Raw genomic sequence first — 22,697 nt, 5'->3', positions numbered from 1 at the left:
CAGGCCACATGGACGGGACCGAAAGAAGGTAGAGCGTTTGCAGGTCGCGGACTTTATCACAGCCCGACGAAAAATCTGACGGACCCGTGACGATCCGTCACCCCCATGTTTGAGCACGTTTTTCTGACGGGCACATTCTGGTAGGCTTTGTCCTTCTCACTTTTCAATACCGCCAGCGGGCCTATGGCTATCGCTGGTGTCGTCGTTTTCCCCGGAGTCGCCCATGCTGTTACCCATTTTCCTGTTGTCCGCCGCCGGTTTTACGGTGTTGACCACGGAATTCATCATCGTCGGCCTGCTGCCTTCCATTGCCCGCGACCTGCACGTCACCATTCCCCAGGCGGGGCTGTTAGTGACGTTGTTTGCGTTTACTGTCGCGGCGTTCGGGCCGTTCCTCACCGCCTGGTTCGCCCGGGTTGAACGGCGCAAATTGTTTATCAGCGTGCTGGTGATGTTCGCGTTGGCCAACACCCTGGCGGCGCTGGCGCCCAACATCTGGGTCATGGCAGTTGCCCGATTGATCCCGGCCCTAGGCTTGCCTGTGTTCTGGGCATTGGCCAGCGAAACGGCAGTGGACATAGTCGGGCCGCAGTTCGCCGGGAGGGCCATCGCCCGGATCGGCTTCGGTATCGTCTGCGCCACGGTGTTTGGTATCCCGGTGGGTACACTGATCAGCGATGCATTCGGCTGGCGAAGCGCCTTTGCGATCCTGGCCGTCATTGCGTTCGCCAAGGCGCTGCTGCTGTTCATCTACTTGCCTAGGACAAATCTGCATCAACACCAGGTGAGCTTTCGCTCGCAATTCAAGATCCTGCACAGCCCGTTGATGCAAGGGCATGTGTTGTTGTCGATCCTGGTGTTCAGCGGCATGTTCACCGCCTACACCTACCTCGCGGATATCCTTGAACGCCTGGCCGGCTTCGATGGCACGCTGGTGGGCTGGTGCCTGATGGGTTTCGGCGCGGTAGGCCTGCTCGGCAATTCCCTGGGCGGTCGCGCGGTGGACCGGCATCCCTTGATCGCCTCGATGGTGTTCTGCCTGTTCATGATCGGCGGCATGGTCGCGCTGGTGCCGAGAATCCATTCGACTCTTGGGCTGGCCGCCGCCCTTGGCATATGGGGCGTGACCCAGGCGGCGCTGTTTTTGGTCAGCCATGTCCGGCTGATGAAGGCCGCACCAGAAGCTCCGGCCTTTGCCGCGTCGCTGAATATCGCGGGGGCGAACCTGGGTATAGGCCTGGGCGCGATGGTTGGCGGTCGGGTCATCGATACCCTTGGGCTGGGCAAGGTCGGTTTCGCCGCGGCCGGGTTCATTCTGGTGTCGATCCTGCTGGCGTTGTTGCTGATGACGTTCAAGCCCCGCGCCGCCTGTGTGCAGCACTAAGCGCTGAACAGCTCGCGCCGCGCCCCCTCGGCGATCGCGACGATGCCCGGGTGGCTGACCTTGCGCTCCACGGAGATGGCGTAGAAAGACTCGCTCACCGCATCGGTCTGGCCGATCACCTGTACCCCGTATTGCTGTTGGACTTCTTCAGCGATCACGCTGGGACCGATGAAGATCCCGCTGCCCGATTGCCCAAACGCCTGCATCAATGCGCTGTCATCGAATTCACCGACGATGCGCGGTTGGATCTGCTGTTCAGCGAACCAGCGTTGCAGCCGGCTGCGCACGACTGTCTCCGGCCCGGGGATCAGCAGCGGGGCGTCATGCAGGCCGTGGGGGAAGTCCTGCCCATGATGTTCGGCCAACGCCGGGGTGGCGAAAAAGCTGATTCCGCATTCCCCCAGTTTCTGGCTGTAGCCCTTGATATCCAGATGACTTGGCATCGGACTGTCGGAAATCACCAGATCCAGGCGCTGGATCGCCAGGTCAGCCAATAGCCGTTCGAGCTTGTCTTCCCGGCAGGTAATGCGCAGCGGCTCGCTCAATTCCATGGTAGGTGCCAACAGCCGATAAACGATGGATTTGGGCACGACGTCCGCCACCCCGACCCGGAACAGCGTTTGCTGCTCGTTGGGTTGAGCCCGCAGCATCAGCTCCAGTTCGCCGCCCAGTTGGAACATGTGCTCGGCGTAAGGCAGCGTCTGGCGGCCGGCCTCGGTCAGTTCCAACTGGCGTCCGACTCGGCGGAACAGCTTGATGTTGTAGGTCTGTTCAAACAATGAGATTTGCCCGCTGATGGTTTGCGGCGTCAGGTTCAGTTGCTCGCAGGCCCGCACGATGCTGCCGGTTTTCGCCACGACCCAGAAATAATGCAGCTGTCGATAATTGAGCATGATTCTCGCCGCTTCGCAAAAACCGAAGTATAGCCGCTGAAAATACGAATTTTCCTGAAGTATTTCCCTCTCTAGAATTCCGGGCCATCGGTGAGCCATCTTTCGTGCTCCGTCTATTCTCTGAGAGGCAATGTGCATGACGTATAGAACCCTGGGGCTTGCAGCCTTGCTGGCATTTTCCTCGATGGCCCTGGTGGGCTGCGAACAAGCGGAAAAAAGCGCCCAACAATTGGCCGAGCAGTTGAAGGAGCAAGCTGTCGAAACGGCCAAGCAGGCCATCGACGATACGCACAAGGCCGCCGAGCAAGCCCTCAGTGACGCCACCGGCGGGCTGATCAGCCCCAAGAAAGCGCCGGAGAAGGACGCTGAAGAATCCGAACCCGCTACCCACACCCTCTAACCCGTCAAATCGAGTCAGGACTGACCCATGGATTATCTGTTACAGCTCGCCGCCAGCCCCACCGCCTGGATTGCTCTGGCAACCCTCGTCGTCATGGAAATCGTGCTCGGCATCGATAACCTGATCTTCATTTCGATCCTGACCAACAAGTTGCCCGAGCAACACCGTGCCAAGGCGCGGCGGATTGGCATCGGCATGGCGTTGATCCTGCGCCTGGGTCTGCTGAGCACCATCGCCTTCATCGTGCAATTGACGGAGCCTGTCATCGAGATTCTCGGCCAGGCGTTTTCCTGGAAGGACATGATCCTGATCGCCGGCGGCCTGTTCCTGTTATGGAAGGCGACCACCGAGATCCATCACAGCATGGACCCGGCGCCCAATGATCCGAAGTCGGCCACTTCCGGCGTGACCCTGGGGTTTGCCGCTGCGATCGGTCAGATCCTGATGCTTGACCTGGTGTTCTCCATCGACAGCATCATCACGGCGGTGGGCATGACCGAGCACTTGCCGATCATGATTATTGCCGTCGTGGTCTCGGTATTGGTGATGCTGCTGGCCGCCGAGCCGCTGGCGAAATTCATCAACGACAACCCCACCGTGGTCATGTTGGCTCTGGGCTTCTTGATCATGATCGGCATGACGCTGATCGCGGAAGGCTTCGGTGCCCACGTGCCCAAGGGCTATATCTACGCGGCCATGGCCTTCTCGGCGGCTATCGAGGTGTTGAACATGATGTCCCGTCGCGCCAAGCAGAAGGTCTTGGTCGACGAAGCCTGATCCAAGGCAGACAAAAGCCGCCCGGGTTAACGCCCGGGCGGCTTTTTTCATGGTGACCCTCTAGGCCCTATACGAAACGTATCCGCACTCGCCCGGACTGCGTTGAACGAGGTTCGGAATGCTCATGTACTTCAGGACACTGCGCTTCCTCGCCCCGTTTCGCGTTGTCTGGCCTTCGCGAACACATTTCTGCAGGCCCTAGTGCGCGGTGGCGTGGCGCCTGGAAGATTTAGTGGTCTGCTGCATTTCTCGTCTTGGCGCGGGATGGTGGCGACGGGCGATTCGCAACACCCCCCACAACATGGCTGCCGCTACGCTCAACCAGCCGAAAACCAGCATCAGAATAGTCGTCATCAGGCTCATCTGTGCCTCCTTCTGCCCAGACCGGGCAATGCACTCTTACAATGGACAGTCTAGTCGCTCAAGTGTTACGGGCAGTCGATATCTTGCATGTGCAAAGAATCGGTTGGTTCTATCACGGTGTCGAAACTGTCGCTTATGGCTATACCCGGGCCGGCACGCGTCTTATCATCGTCGGCCCAAGCCCGGCCTTGATGCCGGGGCTGTCTGAATAAGAGAGTCATCATGTTGCCAGTAATTTCATCTTTTCGATCACTGGTATTCGCGACGGCGTGTCTCGCCGCTCTGGCGGGATGCGCGGGAAGTGTGTCGCCGCAAGTAAAGCGACTGCCTGAACGGGTAGAACTCAACAGCGTGCCGTTCTTTCGTGGCGAAATGTTCCAGGGCGCGCCGCAATCCCTGGCGGCCCTATTGACGTTGCAAGGCACAGTGACTACCCCTGGGTTGTTGGAGAAGCCGCTGCACCTGCCCGGCGGCGAGGGCCGTTTACAGCAGAACCTGCAAACCTTGGCACGTGAACATGGGCTGGTGGTGTATCCCCTGGAGGCTGAGCTTGGCGCGTTGCTCGAACAGGTGGCTGCCGGTTATCCGGTGTTGCTGCGCTATACCGACGGCTCGGCGTTCTGGGCTGAGCCGCGCTACGCAATCCTCGTGGGTTATAACCGGCACAAGCGCACGGTACTGCTGCGTTCAGGGATGAATCGGCGCTCCTCGATGAGTTTCGGTGCGTTCGAATCGGCTTTCAAAGGCGCTGGCGGTTGGGCAGTCTTGGTCCAGCAACCGGGGCAGTTGCCGGCCAATGTCGATTCGAAGCGCTGGTTGAAGGCCGCCGATGAGTTGGCCGGAGCAGGGCAGGAACAGGCAGCCGCGCGCGCCACCAAGGCTTTGGGCACCGCCCGCTGAGCGCTGCCCCGTTCGTCACCTGGCGGGCACGACCCGGCGTGCCTCGGGTTCTTACCGTCAAGGCCTGGAGTTTCCAGGCCATGATCCAAGGAGGCAGCAATGGCACAATCGAAAACACCTTCGGGACCGCATTCTTCCGAACATTCGTCCGGTGACGATGACTTGGGATTCGATCCCGACTCTCCGGACCTCGACGATCCCCAGGTCGATCCGATAGGGCCGGCCAAGGCACCCCAGGATGAGGACGACGAGGAACCGCCTTCTTCCCGGCCTTATGATCCGCTGGGTGATTTGAAGCCCTGAATGCAAATAGCCCCGACGAGTCGGGGCTATTCATGTGTGATGTATCGCGCCTTATTTAGACGCTTCCACCACACCGCTCTGGCGACTCTTGAGGTTCTTAGCGGCTTTGTATTGCAAGGCCACAGCCGGGACGCTGGCGCTTTTTCCGGTCTCGACCCAGCTACGGATGCGGCTTGCGTCGGCGAAGTGGGTGTATTTGCCAAACGCATCGAGGATGACCAGTGCCATCGGACGATTGCCCATCTTGGTCACCAATACGAGGCAGTGACCCGCCTGATTGGTGAAGCCGGTCTTGGTCAGTTGAATATCCCAATTGGCCTTGTGCACCAGGTGATCGGTGTTGCGAAAGCCCAAGCTGTAGACCGGTTTGCGGAACGTTACAGTCTTTTCCTTGGTGGTGCTCAGCTCACTCAGCAAGGGGTATTTGCGCGCGGCGATCAGCAGCTTCGTCAGGTCCCGGGCCGTCGACACGTTGTGGATTGACAGGCCGGTGGGTTCAACGTAATGGGTGCTGGTCATGCCCAGGGCCTTGGCTTTGGCGTTCATCGCCGCGATGAACGCCGCATAACCGCCTGGGTAATGATGGGCAAGGCTGGCGGCGGCTCGATTCTCCGACGACATCAATGCGATCAGCAACGTATCCCGGCGGGACAGTTCGCTGTTGAGCTTGACCCTGGAAAACACGCCTTTCATTTCCGGTGTGTTCGCGATGGTCATGGAAATGTATTCATCCAGGTTCTGCTTGGCGTCCAGCACGATCAGGCCGGTCATCAACTTGGTTACCGATGCAATCGGCACCACGACATCCGGACTGCTGGAATACACCACCTTGTCGGTCTGCAAGTCCAACAGGATGGCGCTGCCGGATGCGACTTGCAGTTTGGAAGTGTCCCGTGGAGCAGCGATGGTTTCCTGGGCACTGACGTTGTGCGCGATGAAAGTCCCTGTAAAGGCGAAAAACAGACTGATGATCGAAAGACGGATTTTCACGCGAGTAGACTCGATTGAGTTAAGGGTGCCGTTGAGCGGGGCGTGTTGAAAAAGCGCCGCATTTTATGAGTATGGGCGATGACAGCGCCAGATGCCGCTGCCACCGGGACGCTTGAATAAATAAAGTTTAATGGACGGGGATTCTGGCGAATCGAATCTGAAAAAAATGTAATTCGAGCGTCACGGGTTGGATCGGATGTTGGCAGCTGAAAACACTGTGGGAGCGAGCTTGCTCGCGATAGGTAGGTTTCAGTCAACGGATATGCTGGCTGGTCCACCGCTATCACGAGCGAGCTCGCTCCCACAGGTTGCGTCGAGGCCTTTATCAGCTATGCAGCGTCTCGGCCGCGTACAGCGTGTTTTCCAACAGGCAGGCACGGGTCATCGGGCCGACGCCACCGGGAACCGGTGTGATCCAACCGGCGCGGGGCAGGGCGGTCTCGTAGGTCACATCGCCTACCAGTTTGCCGTCGTCCTGGCGGTTGATGCCCACGTCGATCACGATGGCGCCTTCCTTGATCCATTCGCCTTTGACCAGGCCAGGCTTGCCGGCGGCAACCACCACCAGATCGGCACGGCCGACGTGGCCGGCCAGGTCCTTGGTGAAGCGGTGGGTCACGGTGACGGTGCAGCCAGCCAACAGTAATTCCATCGCCATGGGGCGACCGACGATGTTGGAGGCGCCCACGACCACGGCATCGAGCCCGTAAAGATCCACCCCGGTGCTTTCCAGCAAGGTCATGATGCCCTTGGGCGTGCAGGGGCGCAGCAATGGAATGCGTTGGGCGAGGCGGCCGACGTTATAAGGGTGGAAACCGTCGACGTCTTTGTCCGGACGGATACGTTCCAAAAGCTTGGAGGCGTCCAGGTGTTCAGGCAGCGGCAACTGGAGCAGAACACCGTCGATGTTCGGATCGTCGTTCAGGCGGTCGATCAGATCGGCCAGCGCTTGCTGAGTGGTTTCGGAAGGCAGGTCGTAGGCCTGGGAAAGGAAGCCGACCTCTTCACAGTCTTTACGCTTGTGCGAGACATAAACCTGAGAGGCAGGATCGCTGCCGACCAGGATCACCGCAAGGCCGGGCGTGCGCAGGCCTTGCTGGCGGCGCTCGGTGACTCGTTGGGCGATCTGCTGGCGCAGGCTGGCGGCGATCGATTTGCCGTCGATAAGTTGTGCAGTCATTGCGCGTGGTTAACCATCGAGAGGGGAAAAAAAGAGAGCGCATTCTCGCATGCCGAGGCGTGAGGGCAAAGGCGCTTGGTCTGTAAATTCCCCTAACCCCTTTAATTAAATGAATTTTTTTTAAAAAAGAGTTGACGACCTATCGGGCCGTCTATAACATTCGTCGCACTTGTCGGGCACAGCCTAGCACTGGTTAAGAAGGTGGAGCGGAGTTGGATGTTTCAACTCGGTAAAACTGAAAGCACTTAGTTTGTAATCGTCCAAGAATACAGATTAAAAAGGCGCCCGTAGCTCAGCTGGATAGAGCATCCGCCTTCTAAGCGGATGGTCGCAGGTTCGAGTCCTGCCGGGTGCGCCATTAGGCAGCTTTGGCACAAGTAAGGCAACAAGGCAATATGGTGGGCGTAGCTCAGTTGGTAGAGCACGGGATTGTGACTCCCGTTGTCGTGGGTTCGATCCCCATCGTCCACCCCATATTCTAGAAAGGCGCCAGATTTAACAGTCTGGCGCCTTTGCTTTAAAAGCTTGATACGCGGATGTGGTGGAATTGGTAGACACACTGGATTTAGGTTCCAGCGCCGCAAGGTGTGAGAGTTCGAGTCTCTCCGTCCGCACCATACAAGTCGCTATTTAATTAGCAGAGAACGGCGCAGAACCTGAAAAGGGCTGCGCCGTTTTTGTTTTATTCGCGGACTCATGTCCGGTTTTTTTTCATGCGGGCACAGGGCGATTCGTCGCGATTGTGTTTCGTGATGATGCTTGGCATGTCCGTCGGTCTTTTCGTGGAGGCCTTACGCCAAGTGCTCGAGGGCGGCGCTTCTATATATAGAAGCGCCGTGCAGAGCCCTGGCGAGGATCGACTTTATTTGCAAACCGGGCGGGGCATGACTGATTGCTCCGCTTCTAAACCCGGCGCCTGTTTCCCGCGCGTTTTCAGTAGGGTGACTTCTTGAGTTTGACCTACTAGAATGCATGCCCTTGATTCTGGGGTCGGAAACGCCCGGCCAACGTCTGTGCAACGAGGAATATCCATGCAAGTTTCTGTTGAAAATACTTCTGCTCTTGAGCGCCGCATGAGCATCACCGTGCCAGCTGAGCGTATCGAGACTCAGGTCAACAAGCGTCTGCAGCAGACTGCCCAAAAGGCCAAAATCCCAGGTTTCCGCCCAGGCAAAGTGCCAATGAGCGTGATCCGTCAGCGTTACGAAGCTGATGCGCGCCAGGAAGCCGTGGGCGACGTGATCCAGTCTTCTTTCTACGAAGCAGTGGTCGAGCAGAAGCTGAACCCGGCTGGCGCTCCTTCCGTCGAGCCTAAAGTGCTGGAAAAAGGCAAGGACCTCGAGTTCGTCGCCACGTTCGAAGTGTTCCCTGAGTTCACCGTTGCCGGTTTCGAATCCATTGCCGTTGAGCGCCTGAGCGCCGACGTTTCGGACGCCGACCTGGACAAGATGCTGGATATCCTGCGCAAGCAGAACACCCGCTTCGAAGCGACCGACCGTGCCGCCCAGAACGAAGACCAGCTGAACATCGATTTCGTCGGCAAGGTCGACGGCGAAGTATTCGCTGGCGGTTCCGCCAAGGCTACCCAGCTGGTGCTGGGCTCGGGTCGCATGATCCCAGGCTTCGAAGACGGCCTGGTTGGCGCCAAGGCCGGTGAAGAGCGCGTCCTGAACGTGACCTTCCCCGAGGACTACCAGAACCTGGACCTGGCTGGCAAAGCCGCCGAGTTCACCGTGACCGTCAACAGTGTTTCCGAGCCGAAGCTGCCTGAGCTGAACGAAGAATTCTTCGCTCAATTCGGCATCAAGGAAACCGGCCTGGAAGGTTTCCGCGCCGAAGTTCGCAAGAACATGGAGCGTGAGCTGCGCCAGGCCATCAAGTCCAAGGTCAAGAACCAGGTCATGGACGGTCTGCTGGCTTCCAACCCGATCGAAGTGCCAAAGGCCCTGCTGGACAACGAAGTGAACCGTCTGCGCGTACAGGCCGTTCAACAGTTCGGCGGCAACATCAAGCCAGACCAACTGCCGGCCGAGCTGTTCGAAGAGCAGGCCAAGCGCCGCGTGGTACTGGGCCTGATCGTCGCCGAAGTGGTCAAGCAATTCGAACTCAAGCCTGACGAAGCCCGCGTGCGCGAGCTGATCCAGGAAATGGCCTCGGCCTACCAAGAGCCTGAGCAAGTGGTGTCCTGGTACTACAAGAACGAGCAGCAGCTGAACGAAGTCCGTTCGGTTGTGCTGGAAGAACAAGTTGTGGATACTGTTCTGCAGAAAGCTAGCGTGACCGACAAAGCGGTCTCTTACGAAGAAGCGGTCAAGCCGGTGGAAGCTCCACAAGCCGATTGATGGTTCTGCGGTAAGAAATACACACCATAAGCCAGCCTTCGCGCTGGCTTATGCGTATTCAAGACATAACTATTTGGGAGTGACTGCGAGACATGTCCCGCAATTCTTTTTATCAGCAGAGCTCTGACATCCAGGCCGCAGGCGGCCTGGTCCCTATGGTTATCGAGCAGTCCGCCCGTGGCGAACGTGCCTATGACATCTATTCGCGCCTGCTCAAGGAGCGCGTCATCTTCCTGATCGGCCCCGTCGAAGACTACATGGCCAACCTGGTTGCGGCGCAGTTGCTGTTCCTTGAGGCGGAAAACCCGGACAAGGATATCCATCTGTACATCAACTCTCCCGGCGGTTCGGTGACTGCGGGCATGTCGATCTACGACACCATGCAGTTCATCAAGCCTGACGTGTCCACCATCTGCATCGGCCAAGCCTGCAGCATGGGTGCGTTCCTGCTCGCCGGCGGCGCAGCGGGCAAGCGCCACTGCCTGCCTAACTCGCGCATGATGATCCACCAGCCATTGGGCGGCTTCCAGGGCCAGGCGTCGGACATCGATATCCATGCCAAGGAAATTCTGCATATTCGCTCGCGCCTGAATTCGTTGCTGGCCCATCACACCGGCCAAAGCCTCGAAACCATTGAGCGTGACACCGAGCGTGACAACTTCATGAGCGCTGAGCGTGCGGCCGAATACGGTCTGATCGACTCTGTGATCAACAAGCGTCAAATGCCTGCCTAAGCCGCTCAAAATGCAGGTGGTTGGGATGACCGGCCGCCTGCGGGCTTGAAAAAGCCCGCAATTGCCTTCATCTTGTGTTGCAAGCCTATCGGATTTGGATCGATCGAATGACTGACACCCGCAACGGCGAGGACAACGGCAAACTGCTTTATTGCTCCTTCTGTGGCAAAAGCCAGCATGAAGTACGCAAATTGATTGCCGGTCCCTCGGTCTTCATTTGCGACGAGTGCGTCGACCTGTGCAATGACATCATCCGCGAGGAGGTGCAGGAAGCCCAGGCCGAAAGCAGCGCGCATAAGTTGCCTTCGCCTAAAGAAATCAGCGGCATCCTTGACCAGTATGTTATCGGTCAGGAGCGCGCGAAAAAGGTACTGGCCGTAGCGGTGTACAACCACTACAAGCGCCTGAACCAGCGTGACAAAAAGAATGACGAGGTCGAACTCGGCAAGAGCAACATCCTGCTGATCGGCCCTACGGGCTCGGGTAAGACCCTGCTTGCAGAAACCCTGGCCCGCTTGCTGAACGTTCCGTTCACCATCGCCGACGCAACCACCCTCACCGAGGCGGGTTATGTGGGTGAGGACGTCGAGAACATCATTCAGAAGTTGTTGCAGAAGTGCGACTACGACGTGGAAAAGGCCCAGATGGGCATTGTCTACATCGATGAAATCGACAAGATTTCCCGCAAGTCAGATAACCCGTCCATTACCCGGGATGTTTCCGGCGAGGGCGTGCAACAGGCCTTGCTCAAGTTGATCGAAGGCACGGTCGCTTCCGTACCGCCCCAGGGTGGTCGCAAGCATCCGCAGCAGGAGTTCCTGCAGGTCGACACCCGTAACATCCTGTTCATCTGCGGTGGTGCGTTCTCTGGCCTCGAAAAGGTCATCCAGAACCGTTCGACCCGTGGTGGCATCGGTTTCAACGCCGAAGTCCGCAGCAAGGAAGAGGGCAAGAAGGTCGGTGAATCCCTGCGTGAAGTCGAGCCTGACGATCTGGTCAAGTTCGGCCTGATCCCTGAATTCGTCGGTCGTCTGCCGGTCCTGGCGACCCTGGACGAGTTGGATGAAGCCGCATTGATGCAGATTCTGACCGAGCCGAAAAACGCCCTGACCAAGCAATACGCCAAGCTGTTCGAAATGGAAGGCGTAGACCTTGAGTTCCGTTCGGACGCGCTGAAGTCGGTTGCCAAACGAGCCCTGGAACGCAAGACCGGTGCCCGTGGGTTGCGCTCGATTCTTGAAGGTGTGCTGCTCGATACGATGTATGAAATCCCCTCGCAATCCGAGGTGAGCAAAGTCGTGATCGACGAAAGTGTCATCGAAGGCAAGTCCAAGCCACTGTATATCTACGAAAACAGTGAGCCGGCTGCCAAGGCTGCGCCGGACGCGTGAGTGTCCCGCAGTTGAAATAAAAGAAGGGGCCTTCGGGCCCCTTTGCTATTAGCGCGTTTTAGACGTGTTAGCGCTTGTTTTTTTTGAAGGCTGCCCCCATCTTGGTTTCAAGCTTACTTCCATCTGTTTACGGCCTTATGGCCGCCGTAGAGGCGAAATCATGAAGACAACCATCGAATTGCCTCTCCTGCCATTGCGCGATGTCGTGGTATATCCGCACATGGTTATCCCGCTGTTCGTGGGGCGCGAGAAGTCCATCGAAGCCCTCGAGGCCGCGATGACGGGTGATAAGCAGATTCTTCTGATCGCTCAGAGAAATCCTGCCGACGATGATCCCGGCGAAGACGCACTTTATCGCGTAGGTACGATTGCAACGGTCCTGCAGTTGCTCAAGCTTCCCGATGGCACGGTAAAAGTGCTGGTTGAAGGCGAGCAGCGAGGGGCGGTCGAGCGTTTCAGCGAGGTGGATGGTCACTGCCGTGCCGAAGTCTCGCTCATCGATGAAGTCGATGCACCAGAGCGTGAGTCCGAAGTGTTTGTCCGCAGCCTGCTGTCGCAGTTCGAACAGTACGTTCAGCTGGGCAAGAAGGTGCCTGCCGAGGTGCTGTCGTCGCTTAACAGCATCGACGAGCCAGGACGCCTGGTCGACACGATGGCGGCTCACATGGCCCTCAAGATCGAGCAGAAGCAGGAAATCCTCGAGATCATCGATCTCTCAGCCCGTGTCGAGCATGTATTGGCATTGCTCGATGGCGAGATCGACCTGCTGCAGGTTGAGAAGCGCATTCGTGGTCGCGTCAAGAAACAGATGGAGCGCAGCCAGCGCGAGTACTACCTGAACGAGCAGATGAAGGCCATTCAGAAAGAGCTCGGCGATGGTGACGAAGGTCACAACGAAATCGAAGAGCTGAAGAAGCGCATCGATGCCGCCGGCCTGCCGAAGGATGCCCTTGCCAAGGCCCAGGCCGAACTGAACAAGCTCAAGCAGATGTCGCCGATGTCGGCGGAAGCCACCGTGGTGCGCTCCTACATTGATTGGCTGGTCCAGGTGCCATGGAAAGCCCAGAGCAAGGTACGTCTGGACCTGGCGCGTGCCGAGGATATCCTCGATGCCGACCACTACGGTCTGGAAGAGGTCAAGGAACGCATCCTCGAATACCTCGCTGTGCAAAAGCGCGTGAAGAAGATTCGTGGTCCGGTGTTGTGCCTGGTCGGCCCTCCTGGGGTGGGTAAAACCTCTCTGGCAGAGTCGATCGCCCACGCCACTAACCGTAAGTTCGTACGCATGGCCCTTGGCGGCGTGCGCGACGAGGCGGAAATCCGTGGTCATCGCCGTACCTACATCGGTTCGATGCCAGGAAGATTGATTCAAAAAATGACAAAGGTCGGCGTGCGCAACCCGCTGTTCCTCTTGGACGAAATCGACAAGATGGGCAGCGACATGCGCGGCGACCCAGCTTCTGCGTTGCTGGAGGTCCTCGATCCCGAGCAGAATCACAACTTCAACGATCATTACCTTGAAGTCGACTACGACTTGTCGGACGTGATGTTCCTCTGCACCTCCAACTCCATGAACATCCCGCCAGCGTTGCTGGACCGGATGGAGGTGATCCGTCTGCCGGGCTACACCGAGGACGAGAAGATCAACATCGCCGTCAAATACCTTTCGCCCAAGCAGATCCAGGCCAACGGCCTGAAGAAGGGCGAGCTGGAATTCGACGAAGAAGCAATCCGCGACATCATCCGCTACTACACTCGCGAAGCGGGTGTGCGGGGCCTTGAGCGGCAGATTGCCAAGGTTTGCCGCAAGGCCGTGAAGGAACACGCCCTGGAAAAACGCTTCGCGGTCAAGGTCACTTCGGACCTGCTGGAGCACTTCCTGGGCGTGCGTAAATTCCGCTACGGCCTTGCCGAACAGCAGGACCAGATTGGCCAGGTGACCGGCCTTGCGTGGACGCAGGTGGGTGGCGAATTGCTGACGATCGAAGCCGCCGTGGTGCCCGGAAAAGGCCAGTTGATCAAGACCGGTTCCCTGGGCGATGTGATGGTGGAATCGATCACGGCTGCGCTGACGGTTGTCCGCAGCCGTGCGCGGAGCCTGGGCATCCCGCTGGATTTCCATGAGAAACGCGACACCCACATCCACATGCCGGAGGGGGCAACGCCCAAGGACGGACCGAGTGCCGGCGTGGGCATGTGCACCGCCTTGGTTTCCGCGCTAACCGGCATTCCGGTGCGTGCCGATGTTGCGATGACGGGTGAAATCACCCTGCGCGGTCAGGTCCTGGCAATTGGCGGCTTGAAGGAAAAACTGCTGGCGGCTCACCGGGGTGGGATCAAGATTGTGATCATTCCCGAAGAGAACGTGCGCGATCTGAAGGAAATTCCTGACAACATTAAGCAGGATCTTCAGATCAAACCGGTTAAATGGATTGACGAAGTCCTGCAAATTGCGCTGCAATACGCGCCGGAGCCCTTGCCGGATGTGGCTCCGGAGATTGTCGCGAAGGAAGAAAAGCGAGAGTCTGACTCTAAGGAAAGAATTAGCACGCATTAATACGCATTTGCCTGGGGGGCTTCCTTGACAGTTTTTTAGAGCCCTTGTTATAAAGCGGCTCTTAAGTGTCTGCAGGCCATTCAGCACTCGTTTTTGCTTTCACCAAAAAAACTTAGAATCATCTCAAATAGATATAAGGGGACTTAGAGTGAACAAGTCGGAACTGATTGATGCTATCGCTGCATCCGCTGATATCCCGAAAGCTGCTGCTGGCCGTGCGCTGGACGCTGTAATCGAATCCGTCACTGGCGCTCTCAAGGCCGGCGACTCCGTTGTTCTGGTTGGTTTCGGTACCTTCTCCGTGACTGATCGTCCAGCTCGCACCGGTCGCAACCCGCAGACCGGCAAGACCCTGGAGATCCCGGCTGCCAAAAAGCCTGGCTTCAAGGCTGGTAAAGCGCTGAAAGAAGCCGTTAACTAAGGTTTCACTGAGTTTATCCGGGTCGGGGTCATGCCTGGCTTGGCAGCGGAGCGGTAATGCGTCCGGTAACATCCGGGCTGTCACGCCGAGGCTCGCGGGTTCGAGCCCGGTCCGCTCCGCCAGTTACGAGAAGGCGCATCCTCGGATGCGCCTTTCTTCTATCCGGATTCTACCCACGCTCCACGGTTGCCTAAATTTGAAGTTCAACCGTTTCTGGGGGACGCATGCTGCAGAATATCAGGGACAATTCACAAGGCTGGATTGCCAAGACCATCATCGGGATCATCGTCGCATTGATGGCGTTGACCGGTTTCGAAGCCATTTTTCAGGCCACCTCGAACACTAATGAAGCGGCCAAGGTCAACGGCGAGGAGATCAGCCAGAACGAGCTGAGCCAAGCGGTCGACATGCAACGCCGTCAGCTGATGCAACAGTTGGGCAAGGATTTCGATGCTTCCTTGCTGGACGAAAAGATGTTGCGCGACTCGGCTCTCAAGGGCCTGATCGATCGCAAGTTGTTGCTACAAGGCGCCCATGATGCGGATTTCGCTTTTTCCGAAGCCGCGCTGGATCAAGTGATCCTGCAAACGCCTGAGTTCCAGGTCGATGGCAAGTTCAGCCCCGAGCGTTTCGACCAGGTCATACGCCAGTTGGGTTACGGTCGCCTGCAGTTCCGCCAGATGCTGGCGCAGGAAATGCTGATCGGCCAGCTGCGCGCCGGCCTGGCTGGCAGCGGATTTGTCACCGATGCCCAGGTGCTGGCGTTTGCCCGTCTGGAAAAGCAGACCCGTGACTTCGCTACCCTTACCATCAAGGCAGATCCATCGACCGTGAAGCTGACCGATGACGAGGTCAAGGCCTACTATGATCAGCACGCCAAGGAATTCATGACACCCGACCAGGTGGTCATTGACTACGTTGAGCTGAAGAAAGCCTCTTTCTTCGACCAGGTCAGCGTCAAGGATGAGGACCTGCAAGCGGCGTATCAGAAAGAAATCGCCAACTTGTCCGAACAGCGTCGCGCGGCGCACATCCTTATCGAAGTCAACGATAAGGTCACCGAAGCCCAGGCCAAGGCGAAGATCGAGGAAGTCCAGGCGCGCCTGGCCAAAGGCGAGTCGTTTGAAGCCTTGGCGAAGGAATATTCCCAGGATCCAGGCTCGGCGAACAATGGCGGCGATCTGGGCTTTGCGGGGCCAGGGGTCTACGATCCGGAGTTCGAAAAGGCGCTGTACGCCCTGAACAAGGACCAGGTTTCGGCACCGGTGCGAACCGACTTTGGCCTGCATCTGATCAAGCTGCTGGGTGTTGAAGCCCCTGAGGTGCCGACCTTTGCGAGCCTGAAGGACAAGCTGACTCGCGAACTGAAGGCTCAGCAGGTCGAGCAGCGTTTCGTCGAGGCGACCAAGCAATTGGAAGACGCTTCGTTCGAAGCCTCTGACTTGGCGCAGCCTGCCCAGGACCTCAAGCTGACCGTGCACACCTCGGCACCGTTCGGTCGCGAAGGCGGTGAAGGAATTGCGGCCAACCGCGCCGTGATCACTGCTGCGTTCAGCCCGGAAGTGCTGGAAGAGGGTGCCAACAGCACGGCCATCGAGCTGGACCCGGAAACGGTCGTAGTGCTGCGTGCCAAGGAACACCGCAAGCCTGCGCAAATGCCGCTGGAAAGCGTGGCCGGTCCGATACGCGCCCAATTGTCCAAGGAACATGCCAGCGCAGGTGCCAAGACCCAGGCCGATGAGCTGATCGCCAGCCTGCGCGATGGCAAGGTTGCCCTGGACAAGCCGGTCAATGGCCAGGCGTGGAAAGCTGTAGAAGCGGCGACTCGCAGCCAGGAAGGCATCGATCCTGCCGTGCTGCAGGCGCTGTTCCGCATGTCCAAGCCGCAGACCAAGGACAAGCCGACGTTCGCCAGCGTGACCCTGCCTGACGGCAGCGTGACGGTCTTGCGCCTGAACGGCGTCAACGAAGGTGCGGCACCGACCGAGGAAGAAAAGGCCGAGTACCGTCGCTACCTGGCGTCCCGTGTCGGCCAGCAGGATTTTGCGGCTTACCGCAAACAGTTGGAAAGCGAGGCGGACATCAAGCGCTTCTGAGTGCATTGATGCGTTAGCCATGGACCCCGGCCGAAAAGCCGGGGTCTTTTTGTATCTGTGTATTGCTGTTGACGGGGATGTTCGTCGATTCGTCGAACTTGGTCTTTTTCCTGCCCGCAAGCCCCCGTAGACTTGTACCGCCTTTGAGACACGATTACCCAAGCTGCCTGGTCGCGTTCTGTTGCACAATACGCGCCGGATTGTTTTACCCAGGATGCTCAATGTTCAAATCATTTCACATGCGCACCGTTGGGCTGGCATTGCTGCTGGCTGTCGCGGCCGGCTGCTCCTCCAAGAAGGCCGCCATCTACGAGCACGAGAACTTTGATGATTCGGGCACGTTCTCGCGTACCTATCCGGTGACTGATGTGGCGACCTGCGAAGCAGGGCGCCGGGCGTTGCTCAGCCAGGGCTACATCATCACCAGCAGCGATCCGAAGCTGATCAGCGGCCACAAGAGTTTCCAGCAGACTGGCGATACCCACATGGAGATCAGCTTCAACCTGGTCTGCGCCGAGGATGGCGGTCCCGGCCATCGCGCCACCATGTTCGCCAACGCCTTGCAGGACCGCTACGCCCTGAAGAAAATCAACAACTCCGCCAGCCTGGGCGTGGGCGTGTTGGGATCGGTCTCGATGCCGATCGGTTCTTCGGATGATTCGATGGTCAAGGTCGCCAGTGAAACCGTATCGGCGGCCAAGTTCTATGAGCGCTTCTTCGCGCTGGTGGAGGTGTTCCTGCCACCGGAAGCCAAGAAAGCCGTGGAGAATGCTGATAAGCCAAAAGCGGAGCTTGGCGTTCCGGAACCCAAGGCCGAACCGGCAGCCTTGGCTCCCGCGTCGGCTCCCGCACCCGCCCCTGGGGCCTTGCAAGCGCCTGCAGCGGAACCAGCGCCGGCCCCGGCACCCATCACGCCGGTCGAGCCGGCCCCCGCCGCATCGGAGCCGGTCGCGCCGCCAGTCGAGCCCGCGCCGATCGCACCCAGCGAGCCGGAGTCCTACGCGCCTTCTTCGTCGGACACCATCACACCGCCGCCGGCCAGCTCCTTGCCTGCACCGACCGAGCCAATCCAACCTCTGCCGGCCTCCTGAGCAGCTGTAGCAAGGGCTGTCATTCCTTGCTACATGTCTTGGCTTTAAATCCCCAACGCTGTGCTACGTTTAATTCATGAGGCTGTGGCTTCATGTTTTATTCACAAAGCAGCTTTATGCTGATTCCAAGCCATCAGGCTTCGGTTCAACGATTGGGAAGGACGCGCAATGGATGATTATCAGGAAGAGCTGCTGGAATATCAGGCCTATGAGCTGGACCCGCTGGAGCCAGCCGAGGATGCGACTGAGCTTTAGGGGCATGTCCGCTGGACGCTAGAGGCCAGTTAGAGGCGACGAGACACGACGGAGCCTGGGCGCTGGGTATCGGGTTCATGTCCCCTTGCGGCTGCGACGAAAGTCTCCGGGCGTTTGGTTGTTCCAGCGCTTGAAGGCACGTTGAAAGGCTTCCGCCGAGGCGAACCCCAGCAAGTAGGCGATCTCGCCGAACGCCAGCTCCGTGTCGCGAATGTACGTCATGGCCAAGTCTCGACGGGTCTCGTTGAGGATCGCCCTGAACTGCGTACCTTCCTCCGCCAGTTTGCGGCGCAACGTCCAGGTAGGCAGTTTCAGGCGCATCGCCACTTCTTCTAGATCCGGCTCCCGCCCACCACTGAGCAGCGGTCCCAGCAGCTGGATGATACGTTCACGCAAGGTTCGCGTGCGTGTCAGTTGCTCCAGTTCCCGTTCGCATAATTGGACCAGGTGCCGCCAGGTACTGGGACAGTGTTGAGGATTGCGCTGTGCGAGGCTATCCAGGCCCAGGCGCAGCTGGTTCTGCTCGGCGCCGAACTGCATCGGGCAGTCGCCAAGTATCTGATAGGCCTGCCCATACTCCGGCTCCTCGAATTCGATGTCGATTCGTTCGGCTTGCAGCCCGATTTCGCTCACACTGGACAACTGCTTGAGCCAGCCGGCAATGATCGAATCCACGACGAAGCGGTTATAGGCGTTATAGGGGCTGATGGAATAGAACCGCAGCCAGGCGCCTCGGGCGTCCTCGTGGAAGCTTGATTGTCCGCGATAATTGGAACCGTACAGCGGCTCGAAGCGGATCATGCAGCGGGCAGCTTCCCGTACGGTGGGCGCCTGGGCGGCAGTCACGCCGGCGAGCCCGGCCTGGCTCAAGCGGCTGAGCTGACCCATGCGCAAGCCCAGTGCCGGATCCTCTGTCAATTGGATCGCGGCGTGGCCCAGGCGCATGTAGCGCGGAATCGACAGCCGCGCCCTGGGTTCGGCCAGGCGTGCAGGATCAAGGCCGTATTGTTCGAGCAACGGCAGCGGATCCCTCCCGTGGCTGGCAATTGCGTCGGCAAGGCTATGGACGAAACCTACGGACAAGTCGCCCAGGCGCATCGGCTGTGGCTTCATGCTCACAACCAGAGGTTCAACAGGCGAGCGCCACGGGCTTCGCCATCGGGGAACTGCTGGCCGCCATGGCTGATGAAACTCTGGCCGGCACTGCCGTTGTCCCAGAACTGGCCGCGTAGAAACACGCTGACGCCCCCCAGGGCCTGGCTGACCGGCAACTGGCTGGTCAATGTCAGGCGACGCCATGCCTGGCCTTCGGTTATCTCGCCGGGCTTGAGGCTCACTTCGCTTGGCGTGGACAGGCCTTTGTAGCCTGCCCAGGGTTCATTCCACGAATCGCGGCCAACCACAAAGGCGGGTACGGCAATCAATTGCACGTCCTGCTCGTCGAGTTGCCGATAATGGAGCGGATACCAACTGTCACTGCCGATTAGTACGCCGAGGCGACCGGCCGGCGTGTCGATGACCGGGGTAGCCTGGGTTTCTTCTGCCCCGAGCACGTCTTGTTGGTCGAATATCGGATGACGTTGACGCAGGGGTTGGCCGATCGGACGACCATCGGGGCCGAAAACCAGGCTGGTGTTGTACAGCGCGCCGCCACTGATCTTCAGCTCGCCTTCGCTGACACTGGGTTCGGGCAGCACGATGGAGCCGGCCACCAGGGTCACGCCGAATTCCTTGGCCAGGCCCCCAAACAACGTCTGGTAATCCCGGGCCATGGTGTCCGCTTTCATCCGCAGGTAGGCATCGTCCAGGCGGCTGCTGCCCTTGGCGCTTGCCAGGGCGCGAATAAAAGCCAGCGGATTGCTGGCGGCGAGCCAATGCATGGCTTGCTTCAATGTACTGGCTTGATACACCTCGTCCTTTTCGCCGCTGACCATCAGCCAAGTGCCGATGTGCTCGGGCAGGACCACGATGGTTTTGTCGTTGAGAAACCCTTGGTCGCGCGCCGCTTGCAGATAGGCGGCCAGCTTGCGACGCAGGCGCTGGGGGCTCTGGTAGTCGGTGGGGAAAAGCTCGGGCTGGATGCCGAGCAAGTTGCCGCGATCAGAGGGCGTGCCCTGGTCGACCGCCAGGTTGATGCGCAGGTCTGAAAGGTAATGGCCGACTGGACGGTCCGCTGTCCACAGTGCGTAAGTGATAACGGCGGCCATCAAGGCCAGTGAGAACAGCAGGTACAGAAATTTGCGCATGGGGACAGTCAATGGTCGCTTACAGGTTCGTGATTTTTCACCAGGACACCTGGCAGGGTACGGTAAAACAAAGGATTAGCGAAAGGGCGCACAGCGGTGTGAGGAGGATGTGGGAAGTCTAGGCGAGCCGATTGTCCTGTGCATTTGGATCATCAACTTGTCAGTTTCGGTCATTGAGCGTCCCCATCCCGACTCTTAGGCTGTTACCCATGACTGACGGAAGCCATAGAGCTTCCGCATTTTCCGTGATCGCCCGTAGTGGAGTAACCGATGACCGCCCCTCATTACCCGCATTTGCTGGCCCCGCTGGACCTTGGCTTTACCACGCTGCGCAACCGTACCCTGATGGGGTCGATGCACACCGGTCTTGAAGAAAAGCCCGGTGGCTTCGAGCGCATGGCGGCCTATTTTGCCGAGCGCGCCCGTGGCGGCGTGGGCCTGATGGTCACCGGGGGAATCGGTCCTAACGATGAGGGTGGCGTTTACTCCGGTGCGGCCAAGCTGACCACCGAGGAGGAAGCCCTCAAGCACCAGATCGTCACCCGGGCGGTGCATGAAGCCGGCGGCAAGATCTGCATGCAGATCCTCCATGCCGGACGCTATGCCTATAGCCCCAAGCAGGTGGCACCGAGCGCGATCCAAGCGCCGATCAACCCGTTCAAGCCCAAGGAACTGGACGAAGAGGGCATCGAGAAACAGATCAGCGATTTTGTGACTTGTTCGTTGCTGGCCCAGAAGGCCGAGTACGACGGTGTCGAAATCATGGGCTCGGAAGGCTATTTCATTAACCAGTTCCTGGCGGCCCACACCAACCACCGTACCGACCGTTGGGGGGGCAGTTACGAAAACCGCATGCGCCTACCGGTGGACATCGTGCGTCGGGTGCGCGAGGCGGTCGGCCCGAATTTCATCATCATCTTCCGTCTGTCGATGCTCGACCTGGTGGAAGGGGGCAGCACCTGGGAAGAGATCGTCCAACTGGCCAAGGCCATCGAGCAGGCCGGTGCGACGATCATCAACACGGGTATCGGTTGGCATGAAGCGCGTATTCCCACCATCGCCACCAAGGTTCCAAGGGCAGCGTTCAGTAAAGTCACCGCCAAGCTGCGCGGTTCGGTGAGCATTCCGTTGATCACCACCAACCGCATCAATACGCCTGAGGTCGCTGAGCAGATCCTGGCCGAGGGCGACGCCGACATGGTGTCCATGGCTCGGCCTTTCCTCGCTGACCCGGAGTTCGTCAATAAGGCAGCCGCTGGCCGGGCGGATGAAATCAATACCTGTATCGGCTGCAACCAGGCCTGCCTGGACCATACGTTCGGTGGCAAGCTCACCAGTTGCCTGGTGAATCCGCGAGCGTGCCATGAGACCGAGCTCAACTACCTGCCAGTGACCCAGGTGAAAAAAATCGCCGTGGTGGGCGCCGGTCCTGCCGGGTTGTCCGCCGCCACCGTGGCGGCCGAGCGCGGCCATCAGGTGACGCTGTTCGATTCGGCCAGTGAAATCGGCGGGCAGTTCAACATCGCCAAGCGTGTGCCTGGCAAGGAAGAGTTTTTCGAAACATTGCGTTATTTCAAGCGCAAGTTGCAGACGAGCCACGTCGAGCTGTGCCTCGATACCCGGGTGGACGTCGCGCAGTTGGTGGCCGGCGGTTTCGATGAAATTATCCTGGCGACCGGCATCGCACCGCGAGTGCCGGCCATCCCGGGCGTGGATCATCCCAAGGTGCTGAGTTACCTGGACGTGATTCTCGAGCGTAAGCCGGTAGGACGTAGCGTCGCGGTGATCGGTGCAGGTGGGATCGGCTTTGACGTGTCGGAATTCCTCGTACACCAGGGGGTTGCCACCAGCCAGGACCGCGAAGCGTTCTGGAAGGAGTGGGGGATCGATACCCACCTCGAGGCGCGCGGCGGCGTGGCCGGGGTCAAGGCGCAACCTCATGCGCCGGCGCGGCAGGTGTTCCTGTTGCAGCGCAAGAAGTCCAAGGTCGGCGACGGTCTGGGCAAGACCACCGGCTGGATTCATCGCACAGGCTTGAAAAACAAGCAGGTGCAGATGCTCAACAGCGTCGAGTACCTGAAGATCGACGATCAGGGCCTGCACATTCGCATCGGCGAAACGGGCGAGCCGCAAGTGCTGGCGGTGGACAACGTGGTTATCTGCGCCGGCCAGGATCCGCTGCGTGAGTTGCAGGAGGGCTTGGAAGCGGCCGGCCAGACCGTCCACCTTATCGGCGGCGCCGACGTGGCGGCGGAGTTGGATGCCAAGCGCGCGATCAACCAAGGCTCGCGGCTGGCGGCGCAGTTGTAAGGCGCAAGTCCTCTGTGGGAGCGAGCCTGCTCGCGATGGCGGTCAGTCAGTTTCAGAAGTGTTG

Annotated in this window: 20 protein-coding genes and 3 tRNA genes; 17 read left to right on the top strand and 6 right to left on the bottom strand. The window is 59.0% G+C overall.

Going from position 1 to position 22,697, the window contains the following annotated elements; translation table 11 throughout:
- Positions 1 to 223: 223 nt before the first annotated feature.
- Positions 224 to 1,384 carry an MFS transporter gene (locus tag ACLK1G_RS06280; protein ID WP_420764640.1) on the top strand — a complete coding sequence of 387 codons (1,161 nt, stop codon included), beginning with the start codon at positions 224 to 226 and terminating at the stop codon, positions 1,382 to 1,384.
- Here the strand turns inward: ACLK1G_RS06280 and nhaR are convergent.
- Entirely contained in the window at positions 1,381 to 2,277 is an 897-nt protein-coding gene (gene nhaR, locus ACLK1G_RS06275; protein WP_420764639.1) for a transcriptional activator NhaR, read from the bottom strand. The two genes, ACLK1G_RS06280 and nhaR, sit on opposite strands and share 4 nt — an antisense overlap.
- Before the next feature lie 136 nt (positions 2,278 to 2,413).
- On the opposite strand from nhaR, the gene ACLK1G_RS06270 reads away from it, so the two are divergent.
- Positions 2,414 to 2,677: a hypothetical protein gene (locus tag ACLK1G_RS06270; RefSeq protein WP_420764638.1), complete on the top strand. Its 264-nt coding sequence runs from the start codon at positions 2,414 to 2,416 to the stop codon at positions 2,675 to 2,677.
- A gap of 27 nt (positions 2,678 to 2,704) precedes the next feature.
- A complete protein-coding gene (locus tag ACLK1G_RS06265) occupies positions 2,705 to 3,454 on the top strand; it encodes a TerC family protein (protein ID WP_420764637.1) in 750 nt (249 codons plus the stop codon).
- A 198-nt stretch (positions 3,455 to 3,652) separates the two neighbouring features.
- On the opposite strand, the gene ACLK1G_RS06260 is transcribed toward ACLK1G_RS06265, so the two are convergent.
- Entirely contained in the window at positions 3,653 to 3,817 is a 165-nt protein-coding gene (locus tag ACLK1G_RS06260; protein ID WP_420764636.1) for a hypothetical protein, read from the bottom strand.
- 41 nt (positions 3,818 to 3,858) lie between these two features.
- On the opposite strand from ACLK1G_RS06260, the gene ACLK1G_RS06255 reads away from it, so the two are divergent.
- The 3 genes from ACLK1G_RS06255 (at position 3,859) to ACLK1G_RS06245 (ending at position 5,020) form a co-directional block, all read left to right on the top strand.
- On the top strand, positions 3,859 to 4,029 hold the full coding sequence (locus ACLK1G_RS06255) for a hypothetical protein (RefSeq protein WP_420764635.1): 171 nt from the start codon (positions 3,859 to 3,861) through the stop codon (positions 4,027 to 4,029).
- A gap of 10 nt (positions 4,030 to 4,039) precedes the next feature.
- Positions 4,040 to 4,717, top strand: a complete 678-nt coding sequence (locus ACLK1G_RS06250; protein ID WP_420764634.1) for a peptidase C39 family protein — start codon at positions 4,040 to 4,042, stop codon at positions 4,715 to 4,717.
- Positions 4,718 to 4,816: 99 nt separating this feature from the next.
- The gene (locus tag ACLK1G_RS06245) at positions 4,817 to 5,020 is read left to right on the top strand and encodes a DUF6021 family protein (protein WP_420764633.1); all 204 of its coding nucleotides are present in this window, start codon (positions 4,817 to 4,819) and stop codon (positions 5,018 to 5,020) included.
- Between the two features lie 51 nt (positions 5,021 to 5,071).
- Here the strand turns inward: ACLK1G_RS06245 and pbpG are convergent, their stop codons facing one another.
- Together pbpG and folD are read right to left on the bottom strand one after the other, a co-directional pair.
- Positions 5,072 to 6,010, bottom strand: coding sequence for a D-alanyl-D-alanine endopeptidase (gene pbpG / locus ACLK1G_RS06240; protein ID WP_420764632.1), 939 nt, complete (start codon positions 6,008 to 6,010; stop codon positions 5,072 to 5,074).
- Between the two features lie 325 nt (positions 6,011 to 6,335).
- Positions 6,336 to 7,190, bottom strand: coding sequence for a bifunctional methylenetetrahydrofolate dehydrogenase/methenyltetrahydrofolate cyclohydrolase FolD (gene folD / locus ACLK1G_RS06235; protein ID WP_420764631.1), 855 nt, complete (start codon positions 7,188 to 7,190; stop codon positions 6,336 to 6,338).
- 281 nt (positions 7,191 to 7,471) lie between these two features.
- On the opposite strand from folD, the gene ACLK1G_RS06230 reads away from it, so the two are divergent.
- From ACLK1G_RS06230 to ACLK1G_RS06185, 10 genes are all read left to right on the top strand, one after another.
- Positions 7,472 to 7,548, top strand: a tRNA-Arg gene (locus ACLK1G_RS06230).
- A gap of 40 nt (positions 7,549 to 7,588) precedes the next feature.
- A tRNA-His gene (locus ACLK1G_RS06225) sits at positions 7,589 to 7,664 on the top strand.
- 58 nt (positions 7,665 to 7,722) lie between these two features.
- Positions 7,723 to 7,807, top strand: a tRNA-Leu gene (locus ACLK1G_RS06220).
- Positions 7,808 to 8,221: 414 nt separating this feature from the next.
- On the top strand, positions 8,222 to 9,532 hold the full coding sequence (gene tig, locus ACLK1G_RS06215; protein ID WP_420764630.1) for a trigger factor: 1,311 nt from the start codon (positions 8,222 to 8,224) through the stop codon (positions 9,530 to 9,532).
- Between the two features lie 92 nt (positions 9,533 to 9,624).
- Entirely contained in the window at positions 9,625 to 10,266 is a 642-nt protein-coding gene (gene clpP / locus ACLK1G_RS06210; protein ID WP_003183177.1) for an ATP-dependent Clp endopeptidase proteolytic subunit ClpP, read from the top strand.
- 107 nt (positions 10,267 to 10,373) lie between these two features.
- Positions 10,374 to 11,657, top strand: coding sequence for an ATP-dependent Clp protease ATP-binding subunit ClpX (gene clpX / locus ACLK1G_RS06205; RefSeq protein ID WP_024778305.1), 1,284 nt, complete (start codon positions 10,374 to 10,376; stop codon positions 11,655 to 11,657).
- Between the two features lie 160 nt (positions 11,658 to 11,817).
- The gene (lon, locus tag ACLK1G_RS06200) at positions 11,818 to 14,214 is read left to right on the top strand and encodes an endopeptidase La (RefSeq protein WP_039589135.1); all 2,397 of its coding nucleotides are present in this window, start codon (positions 11,818 to 11,820) and stop codon (positions 14,212 to 14,214) included.
- 148 nt (positions 14,215 to 14,362) lie between these two features.
- Complete coding sequence (locus tag ACLK1G_RS06195; RefSeq protein WP_003183171.1) at positions 14,363 to 14,635, top strand: HU family DNA-binding protein; 273 nt, start codon at positions 14,363 to 14,365, stop codon at positions 14,633 to 14,635.
- Positions 14,636 to 14,859: 224 nt separating this feature from the next.
- Positions 14,860 to 16,731 carry a SurA N-terminal domain-containing protein gene (locus ACLK1G_RS06190; RefSeq protein ID WP_420764629.1) on the top strand — a complete coding sequence of 624 codons (1,872 nt, stop codon included), beginning with the start codon at positions 14,860 to 14,862 and terminating at the stop codon, positions 16,729 to 16,731.
- Positions 16,732 to 16,952: 221 nt separating this feature from the next.
- Positions 16,953 to 17,822, top strand: a complete 870-nt coding sequence (locus tag ACLK1G_RS06185; protein WP_420764628.1) for a DUF2242 domain-containing protein — start codon at positions 16,953 to 16,955, stop codon at positions 17,820 to 17,822.
- 330 nt (positions 17,823 to 18,152) lie between these two features.
- Here the strand turns inward: ACLK1G_RS06185 and ACLK1G_RS06180 are convergent, their stop codons facing one another.
- Entirely contained in the window at positions 18,153 to 19,190 is a 1,038-nt protein-coding gene (locus tag ACLK1G_RS06180) for an AraC family transcriptional regulator (RefSeq protein ID WP_420764627.1), read from the bottom strand.
- A 2-nt stretch (positions 19,191 to 19,192) separates the two neighbouring features.
- A complete protein-coding gene (locus tag ACLK1G_RS06175) occupies positions 19,193 to 20,323 on the bottom strand; it encodes a nitrilase-related carbon-nitrogen hydrolase (protein WP_420764626.1) in 1,131 nt (376 codons plus the stop codon).
- Positions 20,324 to 20,593: 270 nt separating this feature from the next.
- Here ACLK1G_RS06175 and ACLK1G_RS06170 point away from each other — a divergent pair, with 270 nt between their 5' ends.
- Positions 20,594 to 22,633 carry an oxidoreductase gene (locus ACLK1G_RS06170; RefSeq protein WP_420764625.1) on the top strand — a complete coding sequence of 680 codons (2,040 nt, stop codon included), beginning with the start codon at positions 20,594 to 20,596 and terminating at the stop codon, positions 22,631 to 22,633.
- Positions 22,634 to 22,697 lie beyond the last annotated feature (64 nt).

The organism is Pseudomonas algeriensis (genome assembly GCF_048847255.1).
Classification (GTDB): domain Bacteria; phylum Pseudomonadota; class Gammaproteobacteria; order Pseudomonadales; family Pseudomonadaceae; genus Aquipseudomonas.
This window is presented reverse-complemented; position numbering and strand designations above follow the sequence as displayed.